At 64.8% G+C, this 20742-nt stretch carries 13 protein-coding genes; 9 read left to right on the plus strand and 4 right to left on the minus strand.

Annotation, left to right across the window (positions count from 1 at the left end):
* Positions 1–155: 155 nt before the first annotated feature.
* Both LMF57_RS05170 and LMF57_RS05175 read right to left on the minus strand, forming a co-directional pair.
* Positions 156–2915: a TonB-dependent receptor gene (locus tag LMF57_RS05170; RefSeq protein ID WP_208081900.1), complete on the minus strand. Its 2760-nt coding sequence runs from the start codon at positions 2913–2915 to the stop codon at positions 156–158.
* Positions 2916–3169: 254 nt separating this feature from the next.
* Positions 3170–5224, minus strand: a complete 2055-nt coding sequence (locus tag LMF57_RS05175; protein WP_208081899.1) for a glycoside hydrolase family 97 protein — start codon at positions 5222–5224, stop codon at positions 3170–3172.
* Between the two features lie 236 nt (positions 5225–5460).
* Here LMF57_RS05175 and LMF57_RS05180 point away from each other — a divergent pair, with 236 nt between their 5' ends.
* The 8 genes from LMF57_RS05180 (at position 5461) to LMF57_RS05215 (ending at position 16066) form a co-directional block, all read left to right on the plus strand.
* Positions 5461–7653 (plus strand): Six-hairpin glycosidase-like protein, encoded by a 2193-nt coding sequence (locus LMF57_RS05180; protein ID WP_208081898.1) that lies wholly within the window; start codon positions 5461–5463, stop codon positions 7651–7653.
* On the plus strand, positions 7650–9137 hold the full coding sequence (locus tag LMF57_RS05185) for an MFS transporter (RefSeq protein ID WP_208081897.1): 1488 nt from the start codon (positions 7650–7652) through the stop codon (positions 9135–9137). Before LMF57_RS05180 ends, LMF57_RS05185 begins: the two co-directional genes overlap by 4 nt.
* The gene (locus tag LMF57_RS05190) at positions 9137–10855 is read left to right on the plus strand and encodes an alpha-amylase family glycosyl hydrolase (protein WP_117309743.1); all 1719 of its coding nucleotides are present in this window, start codon (positions 9137–9139) and stop codon (positions 10853–10855) included. The genes LMF57_RS05185 and LMF57_RS05190 overlap by 1 nt, the downstream gene beginning before the upstream one ends.
* 127 nt (positions 10856–10982) lie before the next feature.
* Entirely contained in the window at positions 10983–11369 is a 387-nt protein-coding gene (locus LMF57_RS05195) for an SseB family protein (protein ID WP_117309744.1), read from the plus strand.
* A 120-nt stretch (positions 11370–11489) separates the two neighbouring features.
* A complete protein-coding gene (locus tag LMF57_RS05200; protein ID WP_117309745.1) occupies positions 11490–11954 on the plus strand; it encodes a GNAT family N-acetyltransferase in 465 nt (154 codons plus the stop codon).
* On the plus strand, positions 11951–12262 hold the full coding sequence (locus LMF57_RS05205; protein WP_117309746.1) for a hypothetical protein: 312 nt from the start codon (positions 11951–11953) through the stop codon (positions 12260–12262). Before LMF57_RS05200 ends, LMF57_RS05205 begins: the two co-directional genes overlap by 4 nt.
* A 263-nt stretch (positions 12263–12525) precedes the next feature.
* The gene (locus tag LMF57_RS05210; protein WP_093817589.1) at positions 12526–14022 is read left to right on the plus strand and encodes an ATPase domain-containing protein; all 1497 of its coding nucleotides are present in this window, start codon (positions 12526–12528) and stop codon (positions 14020–14022) included.
* Entirely contained in the window at positions 14012–16066 is a 2055-nt protein-coding gene (locus LMF57_RS05215) for a PAS domain-containing sensor histidine kinase (RefSeq protein ID WP_117309747.1), read from the plus strand. The genes LMF57_RS05210 and LMF57_RS05215 overlap by 11 nt, the downstream gene beginning before the upstream one ends.
* 94 nt (positions 16067–16160) lie before the next feature.
* Here the strand turns inward: LMF57_RS05215 and LMF57_RS05220 are convergent, their stop codons facing one another.
* The gene (locus tag LMF57_RS05220) at positions 16161–17192 is read right to left on the minus strand and encodes a LacI family DNA-binding transcriptional regulator (protein ID WP_117309748.1); all 1032 of its coding nucleotides are present in this window, start codon (positions 17190–17192) and stop codon (positions 16161–16163) included.
* Between the two features lie 284 nt (positions 17193–17476).
* On the opposite strand from LMF57_RS05220, the gene LMF57_RS05225 reads away from it, so the two are divergent.
* A complete protein-coding gene (locus LMF57_RS05225) occupies positions 17477–18022 on the plus strand; it encodes a single-stranded DNA-binding protein (protein WP_229291030.1) in 546 nt (181 codons plus the stop codon).
* 65 nt (positions 18023–18087) lie between these two features.
* Here the strand turns inward: LMF57_RS05225 and LMF57_RS05230 are convergent, their stop codons facing one another.
* Positions 18088–20427: a hypothetical protein gene (locus LMF57_RS05230; RefSeq protein WP_229291031.1), complete on the minus strand. Its 2340-nt coding sequence runs from the start codon at positions 20425–20427 to the stop codon at positions 18088–18090.
* Positions 20428–20742 lie beyond the last annotated feature (315 nt).

Genomic DNA, 20742 nt, shown 5'->3' on the forward strand with positions numbered 1-20742 from the left:
CATGCGTGGATAGGCCGTACCGATCACGCTTCACTGGCCATCGCGTTGTGCGCACAAAGGAAAACCCGCTGCCTGCGCAGCGGGTTCGTGGGTGGGGTGCCGGCCAGCGGCCGGCACTACCAAGTCCGGGGCGCCGGGCATGGCCCGGCGCTACCTCAGAACTTGTAGTTCACGCCCAGCATGTAGGTGCGGCCCCACTCGATGTACTCCAGCGGGCGATCCTTGGTGCCGGCGTAGGTGCGGTACGGCTCGTTGGTCAGGTTGCTTCCCTGCAGCAGCAGGGTCAGCCCACGCAGGCTGCTGCTGTCGCTGAAGGTGTAGCTGACCTGCGCATCGGTCACGTTCTCGCCCACGACATAACGCAGGGTGCGGTTGCCGTTGAAGTTGCCGATCTCGCCGATGAAGTCCGAACGGCGGCGCTGGCTCACGCGTGCTTCAAAGCCACTGCGCTCGTAGTAGGCAGTGAAGTTGTACACGCGCTTGGACAGGCCGGGCAGGCTGATCGGGTCGGTGCCCACGCTGGATGCGCTTTCCGGATCCAGGATCTGGATGTCGCTCTTGTTGAAGGTCGCGCTGGCCTGCACGCCGAAGCCACGCAGGCTGTCGGTCAGCATTTCCAGCGGGAACGATGCGGTCAGCTCCAGGCCCTTCAGGGTGCCGCCCTTGCCATTCACCGGAGTCGAGAACGTGCCGGTCGGCAGCACCGGCACCACCATGCCCGGCGGCGGCACATAGTTGCCCAGCAGGCCGGTGAAGTCGTAGTTGTCCACCGACTGGGTGTAGACGTAGCTCTTCAGGTCCTTGTAGAAGATCGCGGCGGCCACGTAGGCCTTCTCGCCGAAGTACTTCTCGTAGGACAGGTCCAGCGCGGTGGCGCGCCACGGGTCCAGCAACGGGTTGCCGCCACTGCCGCCGGGGCGACCGGTACCGGTATCCACGCCGAACTCCAGGCCCGCGCGCATCTGGTCCACGCGCGGGCGCGCGACCTGCTTGGCTGCGGCAAAACGCAGGGTCTGCTCATGCGGGAACATGAAGGCCAGGTTCAAGCTGGGCAGCCAGTCGTTGTACGTGCGGCCGTCCGAGTAGGGCTGGATGTTGTTGCCGGCCGCCTGCGAGCTGTCCCAGTAGCGCGAGTCCGAGCTCTGGTCGGTGTGCTGCATCTGCACGCCGATATTGCCGCGCACGCCCACCACACCGATGTCGGTGTTGATGTTCAGGCGCGCCCAGGCGGTGGTGATCTTTTCCTGCACCGTCCACGACTTGGGAATCAGGTAGTCCAGGTTGTCGACCGGGTTGAAGGTCATGTAGCGACCGACCGCGCCAGGCACGTTCCAGGCCGGGATGGTGCCCAGGCCGGCGAAGCCGAGGTTGACCGGGCGGTACTGCAGATCCGATGCGATGTTGGCATCGCCCTGCGCGCCCAGCAGGATGTTGCCTTCGGACTGGGTCTTCACCTTGCGGCGGTCGGCATAGTTCACGCCGATATCCAGATCCGGTGCCCACGACGCCATTGCTTCGGGCAGGGCGATGGTCGCGGCCAGCTTGCCGCCCTTCAGGCGGTCTTCCACCTTCGGCACCTTGCCGTAACCAGAACCGTAGATGGTGTTGGTCAGGAACAGCGCGTCCGGGTTGGAGTAGTCCAGGCCCGGGCTGATCTGCGAGAAGCCATCCTGGCGGAACTGCACACCGACCGTATCCAGCTGCGGCATCGGGGTCAGCTGCAGGTTGTTTTCCAGGTTCAGTTCGTCGCGGGTGGCCTTGGAATAGTTCAGGTCGGCGACCAGCTTGACGCTGCCGAAGGTGAACTCGTTGTTCCAGCCGAACGCATCGATCTTGTCCTTGCGCTTGTTGTACATGCCGCGCACCAGCGGGTACACGCCACTGGCGGTGCCACCGGTGAAGGTGCCATCGGCATTGACCTGCGGGTTGCTGATCAGCAGGCCCGGGGTGTAGCCACCGTTGTAGTTGCTGAGGTTGAGCTCGAACTGGTTGGCGGTGTCGATCTGCTCCGCTTCGGTATGGAATGCGTCGAAGGTGCTGGTCCAAGCGTTGTTGGGCCGGAACTGGATCGTGGCCATCACACCGTCGCGCTTGTTGTTGCCGGTGCGGCGCAGCGCCTTGATGCCGTCGGTGAAGTAGGTGCCAGCGGCAACGCCCGGGCGGTTGCCTGCGTCGGTGTGCTCAGTGGTCCATGGCTCGTACAGGCCCACCTGGTTTTCCTGGATCGGCATGTCGCTGTGCGCGTAGCCGATGGCGATGCCGAGGGTCTTGTCCAGGAACTGGTCGATGTAGCTGGCGCTGAAGCGGTTGCCGTACGGGTCGGTGTCTGCGGCGCGGCCCAACGAACTCTTCTGGTAGCGGCCGCTGACGGCGATGACGCGGTCGGGGAAGCTGAGCGGACGTGCGGTCTGCATGTCGATGGTGCCCGACAGGCCCTGGCCGACCAGCGCTGCATCGGGGGTCTTGTACACGGTCACGCCGTTGACCAGCTCGGACGGATACTGGTCGAACTCGACGCCGCGGTTGTCGCCGGTGCTGACCACTTCACGCCCGTTGAGCAGGGTGGTGGCGAAATCCGGCGACAGGCCGCGCACGCTGATCACCTGCGCACGACCGGCCACACGCTGTGCGGCAAGGCCAGGCAGGCGCGAGATCGATTCGGCGATGCTGACGTCGGGCAGCTTGCCGATGTCCTCGGCGGAGATGGCTTCGACCACCGAGGTGGCGTCCTGCTTGGTGGCGATGGCGCTCTCGATGCCGCGACGGATGCCGGTGACCTGCACGGTGTCCAGGTTGGTGGCGGCGGTGCCGGTTGGCGGGGTTGCCGTGCTCTGCGTGGACTGCGCTGCTGCCAGCGATGGCGTCAGTACGACGGCCAACGCGATGCTCAGCGCACTGCGCTTGTGGTTCAACATTTTCCCCTCCCAGGCAATGTTGTAGTGCGATTCGTGGTCGTCCCGATGGTGTCGAGGACGTGCGACGCGGTGGCCGCTGTCGTCGCCGCTATGGTAGGCAGCGCGTTCTTCGTGGGAATCACCCTGCATACGTATTCAATGGCGTTTGCAGGGTTGTAATCGATTCCAGATCATCATTCCGGTAGTGCCGGCCACTGGCCGGCATCGTTGCGACGTGGATGGTTGCCAGCCAGCGGTCGGCACTACCGGCGCATTCACAGCGGTGTGAAGCGGATGGCCTGTCCGCCGCCCGGCGCCAGCACCAGGGTGAGTGAATCGGTGCTGCTGACCTCGCGTGTTTCGCGCTTGAAGGCGAAGGGACTGCTGCGGAAATCCGCGCCATCGCCATCGCGGTAGACCTCGGCGCGGTAGCGCACGCCCGGCTCCAGGAAACCCAGCGACACCGGCAGCACGCGGCCGTTCTCGTCGGTGATGCTGCCCAGGAACCAGTCGCGGCTGTTGCGGTCGCGGCGCACGATCGTCACGTAGTCGCCGACCTCGCCATCGAGCACGCGGCTCTGCTCCCAGTCCACCGCCACGTCCTCGATGAAGCGGAACGCTTGGCGGTGCTGCAGGTAGTGCTCGGGCAGGTCGGCAGCCATCTGGATAGGGCTGTACAGCACCACATACAGGGCCAGCTGGCGGGCCAGCGTGCTGGGAATGGCCTGGCCGTGGCGGCCCTTCAGGCTGAGGATGCCGGGCGTGTAATCCATCGGCCCGGCCAGCATGCGGGTGAACACCAGGTTGACCTCATGCTCGGGCGGGTTCGGTGGCTGGCCCCAGGCGTTGTATTCCATGCCACGTGCGCCTTCGCGGGAAATCCAGTTCGGGTAGGTGCGGCGCAGGCCGGTGTCCTTGATCGGCTCGTGCGGGTTCACCGACAGGTGCCGGCGGGCGGCTTCCTGCACCACCTTCAGGTGATGGCGGGCCATGAACTGCCCGTCGTGCCACTCGCGCCACAGCGGGCCGCCGGCCGGATTGCGGCGATCAACCTGGCCGTCGTCGCAGACGTAGCCGGTCTTGAACTGGTCCACGCCCAGCCGCGCATACAGATCCAGCGCAGCACCCAGCTGGTCTTCGTAGTGTTCGATCGCGCAGCCGGTTTCATGGTGGCCGATCAGGTGCACGCCCTTCTTCAGCCCGTACGCCGACAATGATTCGATGTCGAAATCCGGCGTGGCGCGGGTGAAGTCGAAGTCGTAACCGTTGCCGACCCAGTTGCCGTCCCAGCCTGGATTCCAGCCCTCCACCAGCACGCCACGGAAGCCGTGCGCGGCGGCGAAATCGATCACCTTCCGGGTCTTCGCGGTGGTGGCCGCATGCTTCGGGCCGGTCGCCCAGCTCTCTTCATCCAGGTGCATCGACCACCACACGCCCACATACTTGGCCGGTTTCACCCAGCTCACATCGCCCAGCGCATTGGGCTCGTTGAGGTTGAGGATCAGGTCGGACTCGACCAGGCCGCCGGCACGGTCGGCGATCTGCAGGGTACGCCATGGCGTGGCGAAGGGCAGGGCGCGGCGCACCTTCCAGCCTTCGGCCGAAGGCGAAAGCTGGGCGCGCAGGCGCTGGCCCTCGGTGCGGCGCAGCCACATGCCCGCGTAGTCGACCAGTGCCGCCTCATGGATGGCCACGTGCAGGCCGTCGTGGCTGCGCAGGGTCATCGGCGTGTGCGCCAGCGGCATTTCGCGCAGCGGGGTGCGCTGGTACAGGTATTCGTAATGGATCGGCTCGCCCGCGGGTATCCACCATGCAGTGGACTCCGGCGCGATGGCGAACTCGGTCAGCTCGTCATCGATGATCGCTTCGCGCAGGTTCGGTTGCTCGGGGAACACATAGCGGAAGCCCAGGCCGTCGTCGTAGACGCGGAACACCAGGTCCAGCCGGCGCTTGCTGCCGGTGGTTTCGGCCAGGTGCACGGTCAGTTCGTTGAAGTGGTTGCGGGTGAGCCGGCGCTCGCCCCAGGGCTGTTCCCAGCTGTCATCGACACTGCGCCGTTCCTGCGCCAGCAGGCTGAAGTCGCGGTCGAGGCGACCATCGCGCAGTTCAAAACCCAGCTTCGAATCGGCCACCACGGTCTGGCCGAGGCGCTCGACGCGGTAGCGCGCGGTACCGCCGTCCAGCACCAGGCTGACCTTCAGCACCTTGTCCGGTGATTCGACGCTGGCGATCTGCGGTGCCGCCGCCTGTGCCAGCGCGGCCCATCCCAGCAGGGCCAGGCCGAAAGCGTGCGCGAACACTGCGCGTACCGTTGTGGGTGACATCAGCATTTCCCCTCCCAAGGCGCCGTTGACAGACCCGGACCATAAGCCAGGCCGACAGGCCTGCCGGTACTGCACGCCATGAATACGTATGCAGCTGGACGCAGTCGACAGCCCCGCGTCTACCATGGGGCCAGGGCACCTTGAGGGAGGTGCCGCGCCCGCACGCCGGCAACGGCAGTGCGGACCCACAACGGTGCAGAGAGGGAGGGAGGTCGACGGGCGCAAGCCGGTCTGCCGCTTCGATGCTGAAGATCATTTGCCTGACCGCTGCCCTGGGGGCAGCGCTGGGGACGACCGCGCACGCGGGCGACCTGACATTCGACGGCCGCCAGGCGCGCGCCGAATCCGCTGCCAAGGGCAGCTTCGTGCTGCATGCGCCGAAGGGTGAGGTGCGCATCGCCGCCGCGCCCATGCGCAGCCAGACCGGCAGCGTGATGTTCGATGCGCTGTTCGCGCTGGCCCAGCAGGAAATGGGCCAGGACCGGGTGGATGCCATCCGCGATCCGGCCTTCGACGAAGGCCGTCCGGTACCGTGCGAGTGCTTCCAGACCGGCGCGCGCTGGCCATATGTGTGGACGCGTGACGTCAGCTTTGCAGCCGATCTGGCGCTGGCCAAGCTGGACCCGAAGCGCACCCGTCAGTCGCTGCAGTTCAAGTTGTCGGCGGCGCGCGACGGGCATACGCCCGGCCTGTTCGTGGCCCAGGACACCGGGTCCGGTGGCAGCTGGCCGATCAGCAGCGACCGCGTGGTGTGGTTCCTCGCTGCCCGACACCTGCTGGATGATCCTGCGTTTGCCGAGCAGGTCTGGCAGGCCCTGCAGGGCACATTGGCGCAGGACCGGGCGATGGTCTTCGACGCGCAGATGGGCCTGTATCGCGGCGAGACCTCGTTCCTTGACTGGCGCGAGCAGACCTATCCGGACTGGACGCGCGAGGACGTGCGCTTCATCGGTGATTCCTATGCGCTGTCCACCAACGTGCTGCATTACCAGGCGCTGCGCCTGGCGCAGCAGATGGCCGCGCAGCTGGGCGACGAGCGCAGCGAGCAGTACAGGGCCTGGGCCGATGCACTGGCGGTGCAGATCGACGCGCGCTTCTGGCGCGAAGACATGGGCCAGTACATGAGCTACATCGGCGAAGCGGCGCACCCGGTGCCGTACGCCAAGATCGATCTGCTCGGCCTGTCGCTGGGCATCCTCGCTGACGTGCTGCCTGCTGAGCGTGCGCGTCGGGCGCTGGCGGGCTATCCGATGGGGGCTGCCGGCAGCCCGGTGGTGTGGCCGCAGGAAGCGCAGCAGCCGATCTACCACAACCGTGCGATCTGGCCGTTCGTGAGCGCGTACTCGCTGCGCGCGGCGCGCAAGGTGGACGATGCGCCGCGCATTGCTGCCGAGATCCGCTCGCTGATGCAAGGGGCGGCGCTGGCCGGTTCCAACATGGAGAACTACGAACTGGTCAGCCAGGCCGTGCACGTGGACGAAGGTGCGTTGAGCGGGCCGGTGGTCAACTCCGAGCGCCAGCTGTGGTCGGTGGCCGGCTATCTGTCGATGGTCACCGAAGGCGTGTTCGGCGTGCAGGACGACGGTCGCGTGCAGCCCAAGCTGCCGGCCGAGCTGGTGCCGGAGCTGTTCGGAAAGCAGAAGCGGATCAGCCTGGAGGCGGGCGGCAAGCGCTATGTGCTGGAGCGCCCGAAGCAGGTGGATGGTGGCTTGCTGGTCGCAGGCAAAACCCGCACGCGCGGCGCCACGACCACCGTGCGGCTGGTCGCTGCACCGGCAGCCGTGAGACGTGATGTGCCGCGTGCCGATGCCAATGCACGAGCACCGGCCACGCCGCTGGCACCGCAGGCAAAGCGCAGTGGCAAGGGCTGGTCGGTCGCGGTGGCTGCCGGCCAGGTCCTCTGGCAGGACGGTGTCGCGGCCACGGCCAGCAAGGGCCAGGTGCGCGTCGGCGATGATGGCCTGCAGCACTGCCTGAGCCTGACCCGGCGCGAAGGTGCGCTGGAATCCCTGCACAGCCCGATGGTCTGCGTCGGCCCGCAGCAGGTGCTGCGGGGCAGCCGGCAATGGCAGTTCAATGCAGCCAGGGCGGGCCACGTGCGCCTGCGCCTGCAGTACAGCAACCCGAACGGCCCGATCAACACCGGTGTGACCGCGGCGGTGAAGCAGCTGGCCGTGCAGTGCAAGGGCCAGCCTCCGCAGCGGCACACGGTAACGCTGCCGCACAGCGTGGCGGCGCAGGACTCGACCGCGGCAACCTTCGCGGTACCCAAGGGCCGCTGCACGGTGACGCTGGAAGAGGGCTTCAACATGAGCGCGCTGCAGCACTTCGCGCACTACACCGGCGGCAAGGGCGGTCGTGATGGCGTGCTGAACCAGGCCCAGGTGCAGGCGCTGAAGATTGCGCCGGTGGCGGCAGCAGAGGATGCACGATGAGCCGTCCTGCAAAGCCGCAGTTGTCGTTCTGGCAGATCTGGAACATGTGCTTTGGCTTCCTTGGCATCCAGTTCGGCTTTGCCCTGCAGAACGCCAACGCCAGCCGCATCTTCGAAACACTGGGTGCGGACATGGACGCGGTGCCCGGACTGTGGATCGCCGCGCCGCTGACCGGCCTGCTGGTGCAGCCGGTGATCGGCTACCTGTCCGACCGCACGTGGACACGCTGGGGACGGCGCCGCCCGTTCTTCATGATCGGCGCGGTGCTGACCACGCTGGCCCTGCTGGTGATGCCGAACTCGCCGACGCTGTGGATCGCGGCCGGCACGCTGTGGGTGCTGGACGCCTCGATCAATGTGTCGATGGAGCCGTTCCGCGCCTTTGTTGGTGACCAGCTGGCACCACGGCAGCGCCCGGCGGGGTATGCGATGCAGAGCTTCTTCATCGGCGTCGGCGCGATCGTTGCCAGCTTCCTGCCCTTCATCCTGGCCCACTTCGGTGTTGCCAACACGGCGGCGGCGGGCGAGGTGCCCGATACCGTGCGCTATGCGTTCTACTTCGGCGCGGTGGTGCTGCTGGCGGCGATCACCTGGACGGTGGTCAGCACCCGTGAGTATTCGCCCGACGAGCTGGCCAGCTTCGACGACGCCGAACCGCCGGCGCATCACGCCGGGGCCGCGGTGACCGGCCCTGCGCCGTGGGCGCAGGTTGCGTTGTGGCTTGGTCTCGGCGTGCTGCTGGCGGCACTGATCGCGTGGCGCCACGGCGACAGGATGCTGTACGTGCTGGCCGGCCTGTGCGCGGGTTACGGCGCACTGCTGGCGGCGGCGCGGGTACTGCCGGGCACGCACATGCTGGCCGCCATCGTCGGCGACCTGCGCGCGATGCCGATCACCATGCGCCGGCTGGCCTGGGTGCAGTTCTTTTCGTGGTTCGCCCTGTTCGCGATGTGGATCTTCACCACGCGCGCAGTGGCCGGCATGCATTTCGGCTCCACCGATGTCGAATCGGCGGCCTACAACGAAGGTGCCAACTGGGTGGGCGTGCTGTTCGGTGCCTACAACGGTTTCGCCGCACTGGCCGCGCTGCTGATCCCGCCGATGGTGCGGGCGATCGGCCTGCGCTGGAGCCACCTGGTCAACCTCTGGCTGGGTGGGGCAGGGCTGATCTCGATGATGTTCATCGACGATCCGCAGTGGCTGCTGCTGTCGATGGTCGGCGTCGGCTTTGCCTGGGCCTCGATCCTGTCGCTGCCCTATGCGCTGCTGTCGGACAGCGTTCCGGCGGCGAAGATGGGTGTGTACATGGGCATCTTCAATTTCTTCATCGTGATCCCGCAGCTGGTCGCGGCCAGCGCGCTTGGTTTCGCCCTGCGCGCATGGCTGGGTGGCCAGCCGATGCATGTCCTGGTGCTGGGTGGCTGCAGTCTGTTGATTGCCGGTCTGTGCGTGTTGCGGGTTCCGTCCCGTCCGGAGGTGGTGTGATGCGTGGTGCCCTGTCTGTTGCTGTATCCCTTGTGCTGTTCGCTGGCCATGCCGTGGCTGCGCCACGTCCGTCCTACGTTGGTACCACCGAGCCGTTCGCCAGTGACGCGGTGTACTTCGTGGTCACCGACCGCTTCGTCAACGGCGATCGGTCCAACGACCATCGCGACCAGGGCGGCACGCATCGTACCTTCGATATTCCGGTGCCATGCCCGGACAAGGTGGACGGCAACATCGGCTATCTCGGTGGCGATTTCCGTGGTGTGCTCGACAACGCCGACTACATCCGCAACCTCGGTTTCGGCGCGGTGTGGATCACCCCCATCGTCGACAACCCGGATGAAGCCTTCACCGGCAGCAAGCCGATCAGCTGTACCAGCACCCTGACCGACCGTGGCAAGACCGGCTACCACGGCTACTGGGGCATCAACTTCTACGCGCTGGACGAGCACCTGCCGAGCAGGGACCTGGATTTTGCCGGGTTGACCAAGGGCCTGCACGGCGCCGGCCTGAAGGTGGTGCTGGACATCGTCGGCAACCATGGTTCGCCGGCCTGGACCATGCCCAAGCGGCAGCCGCAGTTCGGCCAGATCTTCGACAAGGACGGCAGGCTGATTGCCGACCACCAGAACCTGCCGCCACAGAAGCTGGACCCGAAGCACAATCCGCTGCACGCGTTCTACAACAACATCGGCCCGGTCGACAGCAAGGACGGCTCGATCTTCGATGGCAACCTGGCCGAGCTGAGCGACTTCAACCAGGACAACCCGGCAGTGATGGACTACCTGGTGGGGGCGTACCTGCAGTGGACCGCGCAGGGTGTGGATGCGCTGCGCATCGACACCATCGGCTGGCTGCCGCATCCGTGGTGGCACGAGTTCGTCAACCGCATCCGCGCGCAGCACCCGGGCATGTTCATGTTCGGCGAAGCGTTCGACTACAACGCCGCCAGCATCGCCGAACACACCTGGCCGGCCAACGCCAATGTCAGCGTGCTCGACTTCCCGCTGCGCGGCGCGCTGGAGCAGGCCTTCGGCAGCGCCGGCAAGGGCTTTGAAACGCTGGCCGAGCCGCTGCACCTGACCGCTGGCCCGTACGCCAACCCGTATGAGCTGATGAGCTTCTACGACAACCACGACATGCCACGCCTGCAGGCCAGCGACAGCGGCTTCATCGACGCGCACAACTGGCTGTTCACCGCACGCGGCATTCCGGTGGTCTATTACGGATCGGAAACCGGCTTCATGCGCGGCCGTGCGGAGCACGCCGGCAACCGTGCCTACTTCGGCCAGCCGCGGGTGGATGCAGCCCCGCAGAGCCCGATCTTCGCCCCGCTGCAGCGCATCGCCAAGCTGCGCGGGAGCACGCCGGCGTTGCAGCGCGGCCTGCAGGTGAACGAACGTCTGCAGGGCGATGAAGCGGTGTTCTTCCGTGTGCTGCAGCATGGCGACGTGGCGCAGACCGCGCTGGTGCTGCTGAACAAGGGCGATGCCGCAAAGACCTTCAGCGTCGACCGCTACCTGCAGCCCGGCCTCTGGCGCGACGCGCTGGACGGTGGCCAGGTGGCGGTGAAGAGCAGTCTGAAGGCGGAGGTGCCGGCGCACGGGGTGAAGGTGTTTGTGCTGGATGCGGACGTGCAGCAGCCGGCCCTGCAGGCCGAACTGGACAAGGCCATGGCCGATCAGCAGGCGCGCGACCAGCGACTTCGGAAACGGTAGTGCCGGCCGCTGGCCGGCAGCCTCTTCGTCGTTGGACCCAATGCAGTTTGCCGGCCAGCGGCCGGCACTACCCGGTGTGGCGGCATCCGGCACAATAGGCACCCCCTGACGCCGCGCCTGTACCGCCATGACCGACCTTGCCCCGCAGACCCCGATCGAAACCCTGCTCAAGGCCGCGATGGACGGAACGGTGCCGATCCGGGCGTTCATGGAGGCCTTCGTCGCTTCCCAGGTGGTGCTGCTGACCGGCAGCCTGGTCACACCCGATGGGAGTGGCTTCGACCCGCTGCTGTTCGACAAGCAGGGCACCCTGCACGTGGCCGTATTCACCGATCCGGCACGGGTGGGCATCTACAGCCAGCAGGCCGAGCATCAGGTCCGCTGGCTGATGCTGGACGTGCTGCGTCGCGTGCCGGGCGGCTACGGCGTGGTGATCAATCCGGGCACTACGCTGGGCTTCGAGATCTCGCCCAACGGCGTCGGCGAGATCCTGAAGGACTTCGCGCAGGGCTGATTGCAATGCCCGCCCGCTGTAGCCCGAGCCCATGCGCGGTGTCGGCGGGTCAACAATTTGCAGTGGCTGCAGACGTGAAGCATGCTTGCCTGAAGGACGAACAGGACAGCGAGGTTGCCCATGGAGTTCAGGATGCTGGCGCCAGCGGCGCCGGAGTGCGAGCAGCTGGCGCAGTGGTATCACGCGCAGTGGGGAAAGGATGCAGGCTTCACTCTGGAAGATGAGCGTCTGCGTCTGTGCAGGCCCAAGGACGCGCAGGGATTCCCGCATGTACTGGCGGCAATCGACGATGGGCAGGTGGTCGGCGCCGTGCAGCTCAAGCGCGGTGAGATGCCCGGTTTTCCCGAGTATGAGCATTGGCTGGGAAGTGTGTATGTGGCCGACAGCCAACGCGGGCGAGGGTTGGCCAGCACGCTTGTCGAGCGCGCAGTGAAGCACGCCCGGTCGATGGGCATATCGCAGCTCTACCTGCAGACCGAGTCGCTGGACGGTGGTCTGTATGCGCGATTGGGGTGGAAGCCCGTTGTCGAGTCCGACACGCGTGGCTTCCCGGTGCTGGTGATGGTCCGCGGGTTGAGCGCATGAGCACCGCCTCGGCCCGGCATTCCCGTCTTGCCCTGGTCCTGTTGATCGGTGCCATTGTGGCTGCGCTCATTGCCACGCCGCTGCTGCGCGCAGCCGGTTTCGTGCAGTGGCCGGTATTTGTCATCGCCTGGCTGATCAACCTGGGGGCGGCCTGGCACCTGGGCGCTTGGGCAAGGCTGCAGGGGCGGTCGCCGTGGCCGTTCGGTCTGCCGGCTGCGTTGGGTACGGTCGCCTCGATCGTGGTCTATGTGCTGTTGGCGCTGCTGGGGCCGAAGACAGGCGCGATAGTCCCCCGATCGCAAGAGTGAGCTGGCAGCGCTGCGGCCGGTGACGTCCACTTGGCGCAGCTGGCGATCCCATCCACGCATGGCGCGGATCTGCTTTCCGATCACTCCACCCCACGCGTGGGCGCTGCAGGAAGACGGAGCCCTTGGTAGCCGGCCCACTTCATCGTCATCTCCCGCCGGTTGTGCTCGTGAAAGCTTCCTGAATGCGTTAACAGCGGTGCGCTGGATCACACAACCCGTCGACAGGGGCGCCGATAGGCTTTCCCCCTCAAACGTCGACGTCGATGCAGGCACGCATGCGGATCACAACCGGAATTGAAGGACTGGACAGCATCATTGGTGGCGGGCTGCCGCAGGCGCGGCTGTACCTGCTTGAGGGGCCGCCGGGCTCCGGCAAGACCACGCTGTCCCTGCAGTTCCTGCTGGAAGGCCTGCGGCGCGGCGAGCGCTGCCTCTACATCACCCTGTCCGAGACCGCCGAGGAGCTGCGCGAAGTCGCGTTGGCGCACGGCTGGTCGCTGGACGGTCTGCACCTGTTCGAGCTGGGTTCGGCCGAAGGGGCAATGGGCAATGGCCGCCTGCAGTCGGTGCTGCATTCGTGGGAAATGGAGCTGGACGAGACGGTCAACCTGATCATGTCCAAGGTGGACAGCATCGGGCCGACCCGGGTGGTGTTCGATTCATTGTCGGAACTGCGCCTGCTGGCGCAGGATTCGCTGCGCTATCGTCGGCAGATCCTCGCACTGAAGCAGTTCTTCGCGCCCAAGAGTGCGACGGTTTTCCTGGTGGACGACCTGACGTCCAGCGGCGATGAGCGCGACGGCCAGCTGCACAGCCTGTGCCACGGCGTGGTCTCGCTGGAGCGCCTGACCCTGGACTTCGGCCCTGCGCGGCGCCGCATGCAGGTGCAGAAGCTGCGGGGCGTCGATTTCGTTGCCGGCTACCACGACATGGTGATCCGTCGCGGTGGCGTGCAGATCTTCCCCCGCCTGATCGCCTCGGAGCATCACGGACGGTTCGTCGGAACGCCCATCAGCAGCGGCGTGGCCGAGATCGACCGGCTGCTGGGCGGCGGTCCGCTGCGCGGTACCTCCACCCTGTTGACCGGCCCGGCCGGCAGCGGCAAGACCAACGTGGCGCTGCAGTACGTGTGGGCCGCCTGCGAGCGAGGCGAGCGCAGCTGCATCTTCGAGTTCGACGAGCGCGTGGGCACGCTGCTGGCACGCGCTTCGGCGCTGGATATCGACCTGGAAAAGCACCTGCGCTCCGGCCTGCTGGAGATCCTGCAGATCGACCCGGCTGAAGTGTCGCCCGGGGAGTTCTCCTGGAACCTGCGCAAGTCCGTGGAAGAGCGCGACTGCCGCGTGCTGGTGATCGACAGCCTCAACGGCTACGTGACCGCCATGCCGCAGGAAAAGCAGCTGATGCTGCAGCTGCACGAGATGCTGTCCTACCTCAACCAGAAGGGTGTGGCGACCTTCATGATCAACCCGCAGCATGGGCTGGTCGGCACCATGTCCACCGGCAGCCTCAACGTGTCCTACATCGCCGATGCGGTGGTGCTGTTCCGCTTCTTCGAAGCCAAGGGGCGCATCCGCAAGGCGATCTCGGTGATCAAGAACCGCGGCGGTGCGCATGAAGACACCATCCGCGAACTGAAGATCGACGGGCGCGGCATCACGGTCAGTGCCGCATTGGCCGATTTCCAGGGCATCCTCACCGGCACGCCGGAGTTCGTCGGCGACAGCGCAGCGCTGCTGGGCCAGTCCGATGTCCGATAGCGATGAGGGCGGCACCGTTGTCCGTATCGTCGCTCCCTTCGGCCGTGATGCCGACAGCATCGCGGCGGTGCTGGCCGGCGCAGGGTTGAGGACAGGCATCGCGCCAAGCCTGGAAGTGCTGGCTGAGCAACTCGATGACTGCACCGGGCTGGTTGTGGTCACCCAGGAAGCGGTGGCACGCGGCAGCGAGGTACTGCTGCAGGCGCTGCAGCAGCAGCCCACCTGGTCGGACATTCCGTTCATCCTGCTGCGCTCGGCGCGTTCCTACCGGCGTTCCACCCGTGAACCGTTGTTGCCCGGCTCGATCAACGTGGTGGAAATGGACCGGCCATTGGGCAGCATGTCGTTGCTCAGCGCGGTGCAGGGCGCGCTGCGCGCGCGCGGCAAGCAGTTCGTGGTGCGCGACCAGGTCACCGCCTTGGCCGATGGCCGTGCGGCGCTGGCGCGCAGCGAGTCCGAGCTGCGATTGATCGCCGATGCGATGCCGGTGCTGATCGCATTCGTGGACCGCGCGCTGTGCTTCCGCTTCGCCAACAAGGCCTACGAAAGCTGGTTCGAACTGGCCACCGGCGAGGTCATCGGCAGGCACGTGCGCGAGGTCATCGGCGAGACCGTGTGGCAGCAGCGTCGCCCGGCGATGGAAGCCGCGTTGGCCGGTCGCGAGGCGATGTTCGAGATCGTCTGGCCACATCGCGTGTATGGGCGCCGGGACTGCGAAGTGCGTTACTCGCCGCGCCGCAATGGCGAGGGGCGCATCGACGGCTTCCACGTGTTCGTCACCGATATCACCGCAGCCAAGCTGGCCCTTGCCAGCAGCCAACAGCACGCGCACGCGCTGGAGGCGATGGTGGCCGAGCGCACCCGTGAACTGGAAGCGCAGATGGCGGCGCGCGAGGCCAGCGACGCTGCATTGCGGCAGTCGCAGAAGATGGAGGCGATCGGCCAGCTGACCGGCGGCATCGCCCACGATTTCAACAACATGCTGACCGGCATCCTGTCCGCGTTGGACATCGTCCGGCTGCGCCTGGACATGGGCCGGGTCGACGACCTCGAACGTTTTCTCGACACCGCTACCGCCTCGGCCCAGCGTGCGGCGGCACTGACCCAGCGCCTGCTGGCGTTCTCACGACGGCAGTCGCTGGATGCGCGGCCGGTCGAGCTCAATACGCTGCTGGTGTCGGTGCAGCACCTGCTGCACAGCACCCTGGGCGAAGCGGTGCGCATCCGCGCCGAGCCCTCGCCGCTGCCCTTGCACGCCACGCTGGATGCCAACCAGTTCGAGAGCGCGCTGCTGAACCTGGCCATCAACGCGCGGGATGCGATGCCGGACGGCGGCGATCTGACTCTGCGTGCCTCGTCGGTAAGCGTAAGGGAAGGCCAGTACACGGCCGTGCCTGCCGGCGACTACGCACTGGTGGAGGTGGCCGACACCGGTGCCGGCATGGCGCCGGAAGTGGTCGAGCGTGCGTTCGAGCCCTTCTTCACCACCAAGCCCATCGGCAAGGGAACGGGGCTGGGCATGTCGATGGTGTATGGCTTCATGCAGCAATCCGGTGGCCACATCGCCATCCAGTCCAATGTCGGCGAAGGGACGACGGTGCTGCTGTTCATTCCCCTGTCGGAGGCCGTTGTGGAGGACGTGCCCGCGCCTTCGCAGCCGATCCGGCGCGGCGCCGGCCAGTCCATCCTGGTGGTGGAGGATGACGAGCAGGTACGGATGCTGGTGACGGTGGTGCTGGAAGACCTGGGGTATCACGCGCAGGTGGTGGGTGATGCCGATGCGGCGATTCCCATCCTCACTTCGGCGCAGAGCATCGATCTGCTGGTCACCGATGTCGGGCTGCCCGGACTCAACGGGCGCCAGCTGGCGGAGATCGCGCGGCAATCGCGGCCGAAGCTGCCCATCCTGTTCATGACCGGCTATGCGGAAAAGGCGCAGGAGCGCGCGGCCTTCCTCGACGAAGGCATGGCGATGATCGCCAAGCCCTTCCTGCTGGATGAATTCAGCATGGCGGTACGCACGGCCATGCCGGGCGGCGCGTAGCGATGCAGGTCCTGTAGAGCCGGGCCATGCCCGGCTGTCGTCGGCCTTGCGTCCCACGCATGCATGCTGAGCATGGCTTGGCGCTACCGAAGGGCTACGTGCGCAGCGACGACTCGCGCACCACCAGCTTCACCGGAATGCTCTGGCCTTCCACCGGCTGCCGGCCGATCAGCGCCAGCAGCTTCTCTACCAGCAGCTGGCCGGCCTGCTTGGTGTCCTGCTGCACGGTGGTCAGCGGCGGCGACACCGAGGCCGCCAGCGGGATGTCATCGAAGCCTGTCACCGCCACGTCCTGCGGCACCCGCAGGCCCTGCTCGCGCAGTGCGCGCACCGCACCGATGGCGATCAGGTCGCTGGCCGCGCAGATTGCATCGATGGAGCGGTCCTGGGCCAGCAGTGACAGGCACGCCTCATGCCCGGACGCCTCGGTGGTGATCGCATCGTGCTGCAGCGCCGGGTCGGCGGTCAGGCCATGCGCACGCAGCGCCTCGACGTGGCCGCGATAGCGCTCCTGGAATTCCGGGTAATGGCTGGAGGCATGGCCGAGGAAGGCGATACGGCGGCAGCCCTGTTCCAGCAGGTGGGCGGTGATGTCATGCCCGCCCTGGAAGTTGTCGCTGCCGATCGACACCCCCGGCTGGCCGGGCAGGGCCGCGCCCCAGCGCACGAAGTGGGTGCCTTGTTCCACCAGCCGCTGCAGGCGGTCGCGCGACTGGTGGTAGTCGCCATAGCCAAGCAGGATGATGCCATCGGCCTTGTTGCTGTCTTCGTAATCGGCCTGCCAGTCGGTGGACAGCTGCTGGAAGGACACCAGCAGGTCCTGCCCATGCAGCGCGCAGGCGCGGGTGATCGACCCCAGCATCGAGTGGAAGAACGGGTTGATCAGCGAGTCGTCGTTGGTCGGGTCCTCGAAGAACAGCAGGGCCAGCGTGCCGGCATTGCGCAGGCGCAGGCTGGAGGCGTTCTTGTCGACCTTGTAGTTCAGCTCGCGGGCGATGCGCAGGATGCGCTCGCGGGTCTCGGCGTTGACCATCGGGCTGCCGCGCAGGGCCCGCGACACCGTGGGCTGGGAGACCCCGGCCAGGTGGGCGATGTCCAGGGAGGTGGCTTTGCCTTTGATGGTCATGGGGGCCGACAGGGAAATGATCGGGGAATGATGCCATGGGGCGCCGACGGGCTGGCGCCGCGCGCCGGGGCAGGGCGCGCGCAGTGCCGTGCCCGGGGGGCCGCAAGCCGGATTCCGGCCACGGCCGGGGGCTTTCCTGACCCAGGTGTCGGCCGAGGGGATGATAAGATGACCCGTTCTCGCATTCCCCCAAATTTCCCGGGGGCGACCCCAGCGCTCTGCACCCCCGCCCGGGGACGTGCTATCACTGGCGGCCTGCCCCTGGACAACGGACGAAGGTACCTATGGCGCGCGGCATCAACAAAGTCATCCTGGTCGGCAACCTCGGCAACGACCCGGACGTGAAGTACACCCAGAGCGGCATGGCGATCACCCGCATCAGCCTGGCTACCACCAGCGTCCGCAAGGACAAGGATGGCAACCAGCAGGAACGTACCGAATGGCACCGCGTCGTGTTCTTCGGCAAGCTCGGCGAGATCGCCGGCGAGTACCTGCGCAAGGGCAGCTCGGTGTACGTCGAAGGCAGCCTGCGTTACGACAAGTACACCGGCCAGGACGGCGTGGAGAAGTACTCCACCGACATCGTCGCCGATGAAATGCAGATGCTCGGCGGCCGCGGTGAAGGCGGCGGCGGTGGCGGCGGCAACTTCGCTGGCGGCGAGCGCCCGCAGCGCCAGCAGGCCCCGCGCCAGGAATACGGCGGCGGCGGTGGTGGCAACCCGCGTGGCGGCCAGGGCGGTGGTTACAACCAGGGCGGCAACCAGCGCCCGCAGCCGCAGCAGTCGGCGCCGCCAATGGACGACTTCGCTGACGACGATATTCCGTTCTGATTGGCGGCCTAGCTGCAGAAAGCACAAAACTCCGGTAAGGCCTAGAGGCTGCCGGGGTTTTTGATTTACCGTCTAAGTACTTTCTTTTTCAGCCGTAACCGAGCGTGCCGCTCTGTCTGTTCAGCACATGTTTCATAGCGGGGGTCGGCGCAGGAACCGCACCTTTCGCATATGAGTCGTCCACAAACACAAGTTTTCTGCTTGCCGTACACCAAGGGGCGATGTCCGCATTCAATGTTCTTCTCATCTAGTCGTCCTCCGCAATGTGCCAACAAGGTCTTCCGCTGTCCGTCGGGAAAAGTGCCAACCAGTACGCCGTTGTAATAAATGGTGATGTCCGAAAGGGCAATGAACTGCGACCGGGAGACGTGCTTCTCAAGGATAGATAGTGCGTTTAGCAGCGTCTCTATCGTGTTGGCGGGATCGATAATTCCTATGCCTGAAACCGCTGATGGTTGGTTGGAAACCGGGTCTGTTTGGAAAATTGATGGATCTGCAATTCTGAGATCCCTGGCTCTGGCTATTCGCGTTAGGGATGCGGCATGCTTCGCATCTCCGGGTGAATGGGCATGCCATCTCAGAATGCTTAGAATAGATTTTGTATCTGCCAATTCACTCGCGGCGCGCCAGCGTGCCCACGCGTGAAGAGTGAAAAGATAGAGCCAAGGGAGTCGTGGAACGCCTGCTTCCTGTCGTGCTGAGTTGCGATTCGAGTGCGATGATCGGAGAAGATCCAGGAAATCTCTCTGTTGCGAGGTCAGGCGGTCATTTTCGGGAGGCTCCATGCCCCAGAATGAAAAGAATACAGGTGGAATTGCTGTGATGCAGCGTCGGCCAACTGCAGTTTTCTCAAGGGATGAAAGGGCATTACGCAGCACCGCCATAGCCTGGTCGCGCTTCTCGTACTGAGCTTTTGGGTAGTCCCATGCCCAAGCCGGTAGCTCAATTAGCCTTGAAACGGGATTTTTCCGTAGCGTGAAGATATCTTTGAATTGCTCTAGAAGTTGATATATCTCTTTGGATTTCGTAACGCCCAGGACTCGCATATATTCTGAAGTTTTGCACCTTAATTCGCCGCCAGTCTTCCATGTGTAAGGGCTGCTGACCCCGCACAGTGTTACGTCGTTGCCGGCAGCATCGCTTTTGAAGTCCTTGACCTTCCAGCGGCTGGACTGGATCCCACCGTTGATGTTGCGTCGGAGGTTTTTAACATCCACGCCGTGCTTTCCGTCTACGCGCAGATCCATTTGCTGCCATTCCGTCGTGCTTCCATCCAGCTGATGCAAAGCGATATCTTCTGTGGGTAGCCCCAATCCGTTGATGTAAATAGCAGCACATATTTCCGCTGCTCGCGCAGTCATCATTTGCGCGCTCAGGGCATGCGTCATCTCTTTCGGTGTGTCAATTCCTAACTGTGGAATCCACATGTCGGATAAGCGTTGATCATTATGATTGAGGCTGGAGAGAACAAGACTTGCGTCCGTGCGCCCAACTTCGTGGGATTGATTCGCAATGTGGTTAAGTCGTGCAATTGAATTGCCTAGATCTGCGTCGCATTGTTGTAGGGCTATTGCGGCCACTGTCCAAGGTGCATCTGTCCATTTTTCCCAATGCAGCCAGTGCGAATCCAATGACAGTCCCGATTTTATCGAGTCATTAAGGACATCCCACCAGTCGGTCCCAGTTTGGGGCATATTTTCGAGGGCGAGACGTGCCCATTGCGCTGCTTCCGAAACCGACATCTGCGTACTGCTTGCAAAAGCAATGCGTTGTAATTGATCTCGGTGGGCGGGCAATGATTCCCACATTGGCTTAAGCCATGTGATGTCAATTTCCCTCTTACTATCCTTGATTAGGTCGAACAGTATCTCTACTGCCTGCGGCGTCTTGGCGTTAAGGTGGTGCGAAATGGCGCGCTTCCATATTGGTTTTGGCGCAAGAGTTAGGGTGTCGAGCATTGCAGGTGAAAGCCACTCTGCTTCCGTCACTGCATTAATCATTGGACGCAGCAAGCGGTCGATTGTCGGGCTAATGCCCGCGAGTAATCGAAGAATAGGGGCCGGGCCGACGTCGGCATCCGGCGATGCTTCTCTACGTGCAAGATGCCGTCGAGCTAGTTCGATAGTGCCGGCATCGGTTGGAACGAGTGGCCTGACACTGCTTGCGGATAGACGGCCATCTGGCTGTCTAACTACACGCATTATGATTAGGCGACCTAGTGGCTGACTATTTATCGATTTGAGAAATGAAATCCGGCTTTCATTAAGGAAAATTTCGCGATTCCGGTCGCCAGTCAAACAGCATGCGAAACCAAATCCACGATTGTGGATATTTACCACAACGCCCAGATCCTCCATCTTTATTGTGGCGCTCTGAGTGAAGCCTCGTTTTGAGCTATTTTCCATCCTTGGTCATGTCCTGAATGCGGAATCAGCATTCTACTTGCGTCCCAGCGGTTTCCGTAATGCAATTAGTGATCTGAGTGGTGAGACGCCAGAATCCCTCACCCCGCCGTGTTCATCCCATCCACCGCGTTATCGGCGCCGGGAGTGCGTAGCGGCGCGTCCTCCTCGGTTACCGCGCGCGATAACGATTCAGCCGCAGTCTCTAGCATTGGGGAGGGCCCGCTGCTGTTGCGAGAGCTGGCTATTACACCCTGCTCCCGCGGCTCATAGGCCGGGTGCTGCATACTCCGAATGCGGGAATGCGTTTCACCAGAA

It is taken from the genome of Stenotrophomonas sp. SI-NJAU-1 (genome assembly GCF_020883215.1).
Lineage (GTDB): Bacteria > Pseudomonadota > Gammaproteobacteria > Xanthomonadales > Xanthomonadaceae > Stenotrophomonas > Stenotrophomonas indicatrix.

What these genes read in the sequence shown, in the direction of transcription:
- LMF57_RS05170 (WP_208081900.1), bottom strand. Translation starts at nt 2,915, where the DNA reads ATGTTGAACCACAAGCGCAGTGCGCTGAGCATCGCGTTGGCCGTCGTA.
- LMF57_RS05175 (WP_208081899.1), bottom strand. Translation starts at nt 5,224, where the DNA reads ATGCTGATGTCACCCACAACGGTACGCGCAGTGTTCGCGCACGCTTTC.
- LMF57_RS05180 (WP_208081898.1), top strand. Translation starts at nt 5,461, where the DNA reads ATGCTGAAGATCATTTGCCTGACCGCTGCCCTGGGGGCAGCGCTGGGG.
- LMF57_RS05185 (WP_208081897.1), top strand. Translation starts at nt 7,650, where the DNA reads ATGAGCCGTCCTGCAAAGCCGCAGTTGTCGTTCTGGCAGATCTGGAAC.
- LMF57_RS05190 (WP_117309743.1), top strand. Translation starts at nt 9,137, where the DNA reads ATGCGTGGTGCCCTGTCTGTTGCTGTATCCCTTGTGCTGTTCGCTGGC.
- LMF57_RS05195 (WP_117309744.1), top strand. Translation starts at nt 10,983, where the DNA reads ATGACCGACCTTGCCCCGCAGACCCCGATCGAAACCCTGCTCAAGGCC.
- LMF57_RS05200 (WP_117309745.1), top strand. Translation starts at nt 11,490, where the DNA reads ATGGAGTTCAGGATGCTGGCGCCAGCGGCGCCGGAGTGCGAGCAGCTG.
- LMF57_RS05205 (WP_117309746.1), top strand. Translation starts at nt 11,951, where the DNA reads ATGAGCACCGCCTCGGCCCGGCATTCCCGTCTTGCCCTGGTCCTGTTG.
- LMF57_RS05210 (WP_093817589.1), top strand. Translation starts at nt 12,526, where the DNA reads ATGCAGGCACGCATGCGGATCACAACCGGAATTGAAGGACTGGACAGC.
- LMF57_RS05215 (WP_117309747.1), top strand. Translation starts at nt 14,012, where the DNA reads ATGTCCGATAGCGATGAGGGCGGCACCGTTGTCCGTATCGTCGCTCCC.
- LMF57_RS05220 (WP_117309748.1), bottom strand. Translation starts at nt 17,192, where the DNA reads ATGACCATCAAAGGCAAAGCCACCTCCCTGGACATCGCCCACCTGGCC.
- LMF57_RS05225 (WP_229291030.1), top strand. Translation starts at nt 17,477, where the DNA reads ATGGCGCGCGGCATCAACAAAGTCATCCTGGTCGGCAACCTCGGCAAC.
- LMF57_RS05230 (WP_229291031.1), bottom strand. Translation starts at nt 20,427, where the DNA reads ATGGAAAATAGCTCAAAACGAGGCTTCACTCAGAGCGCCACAATAAAG.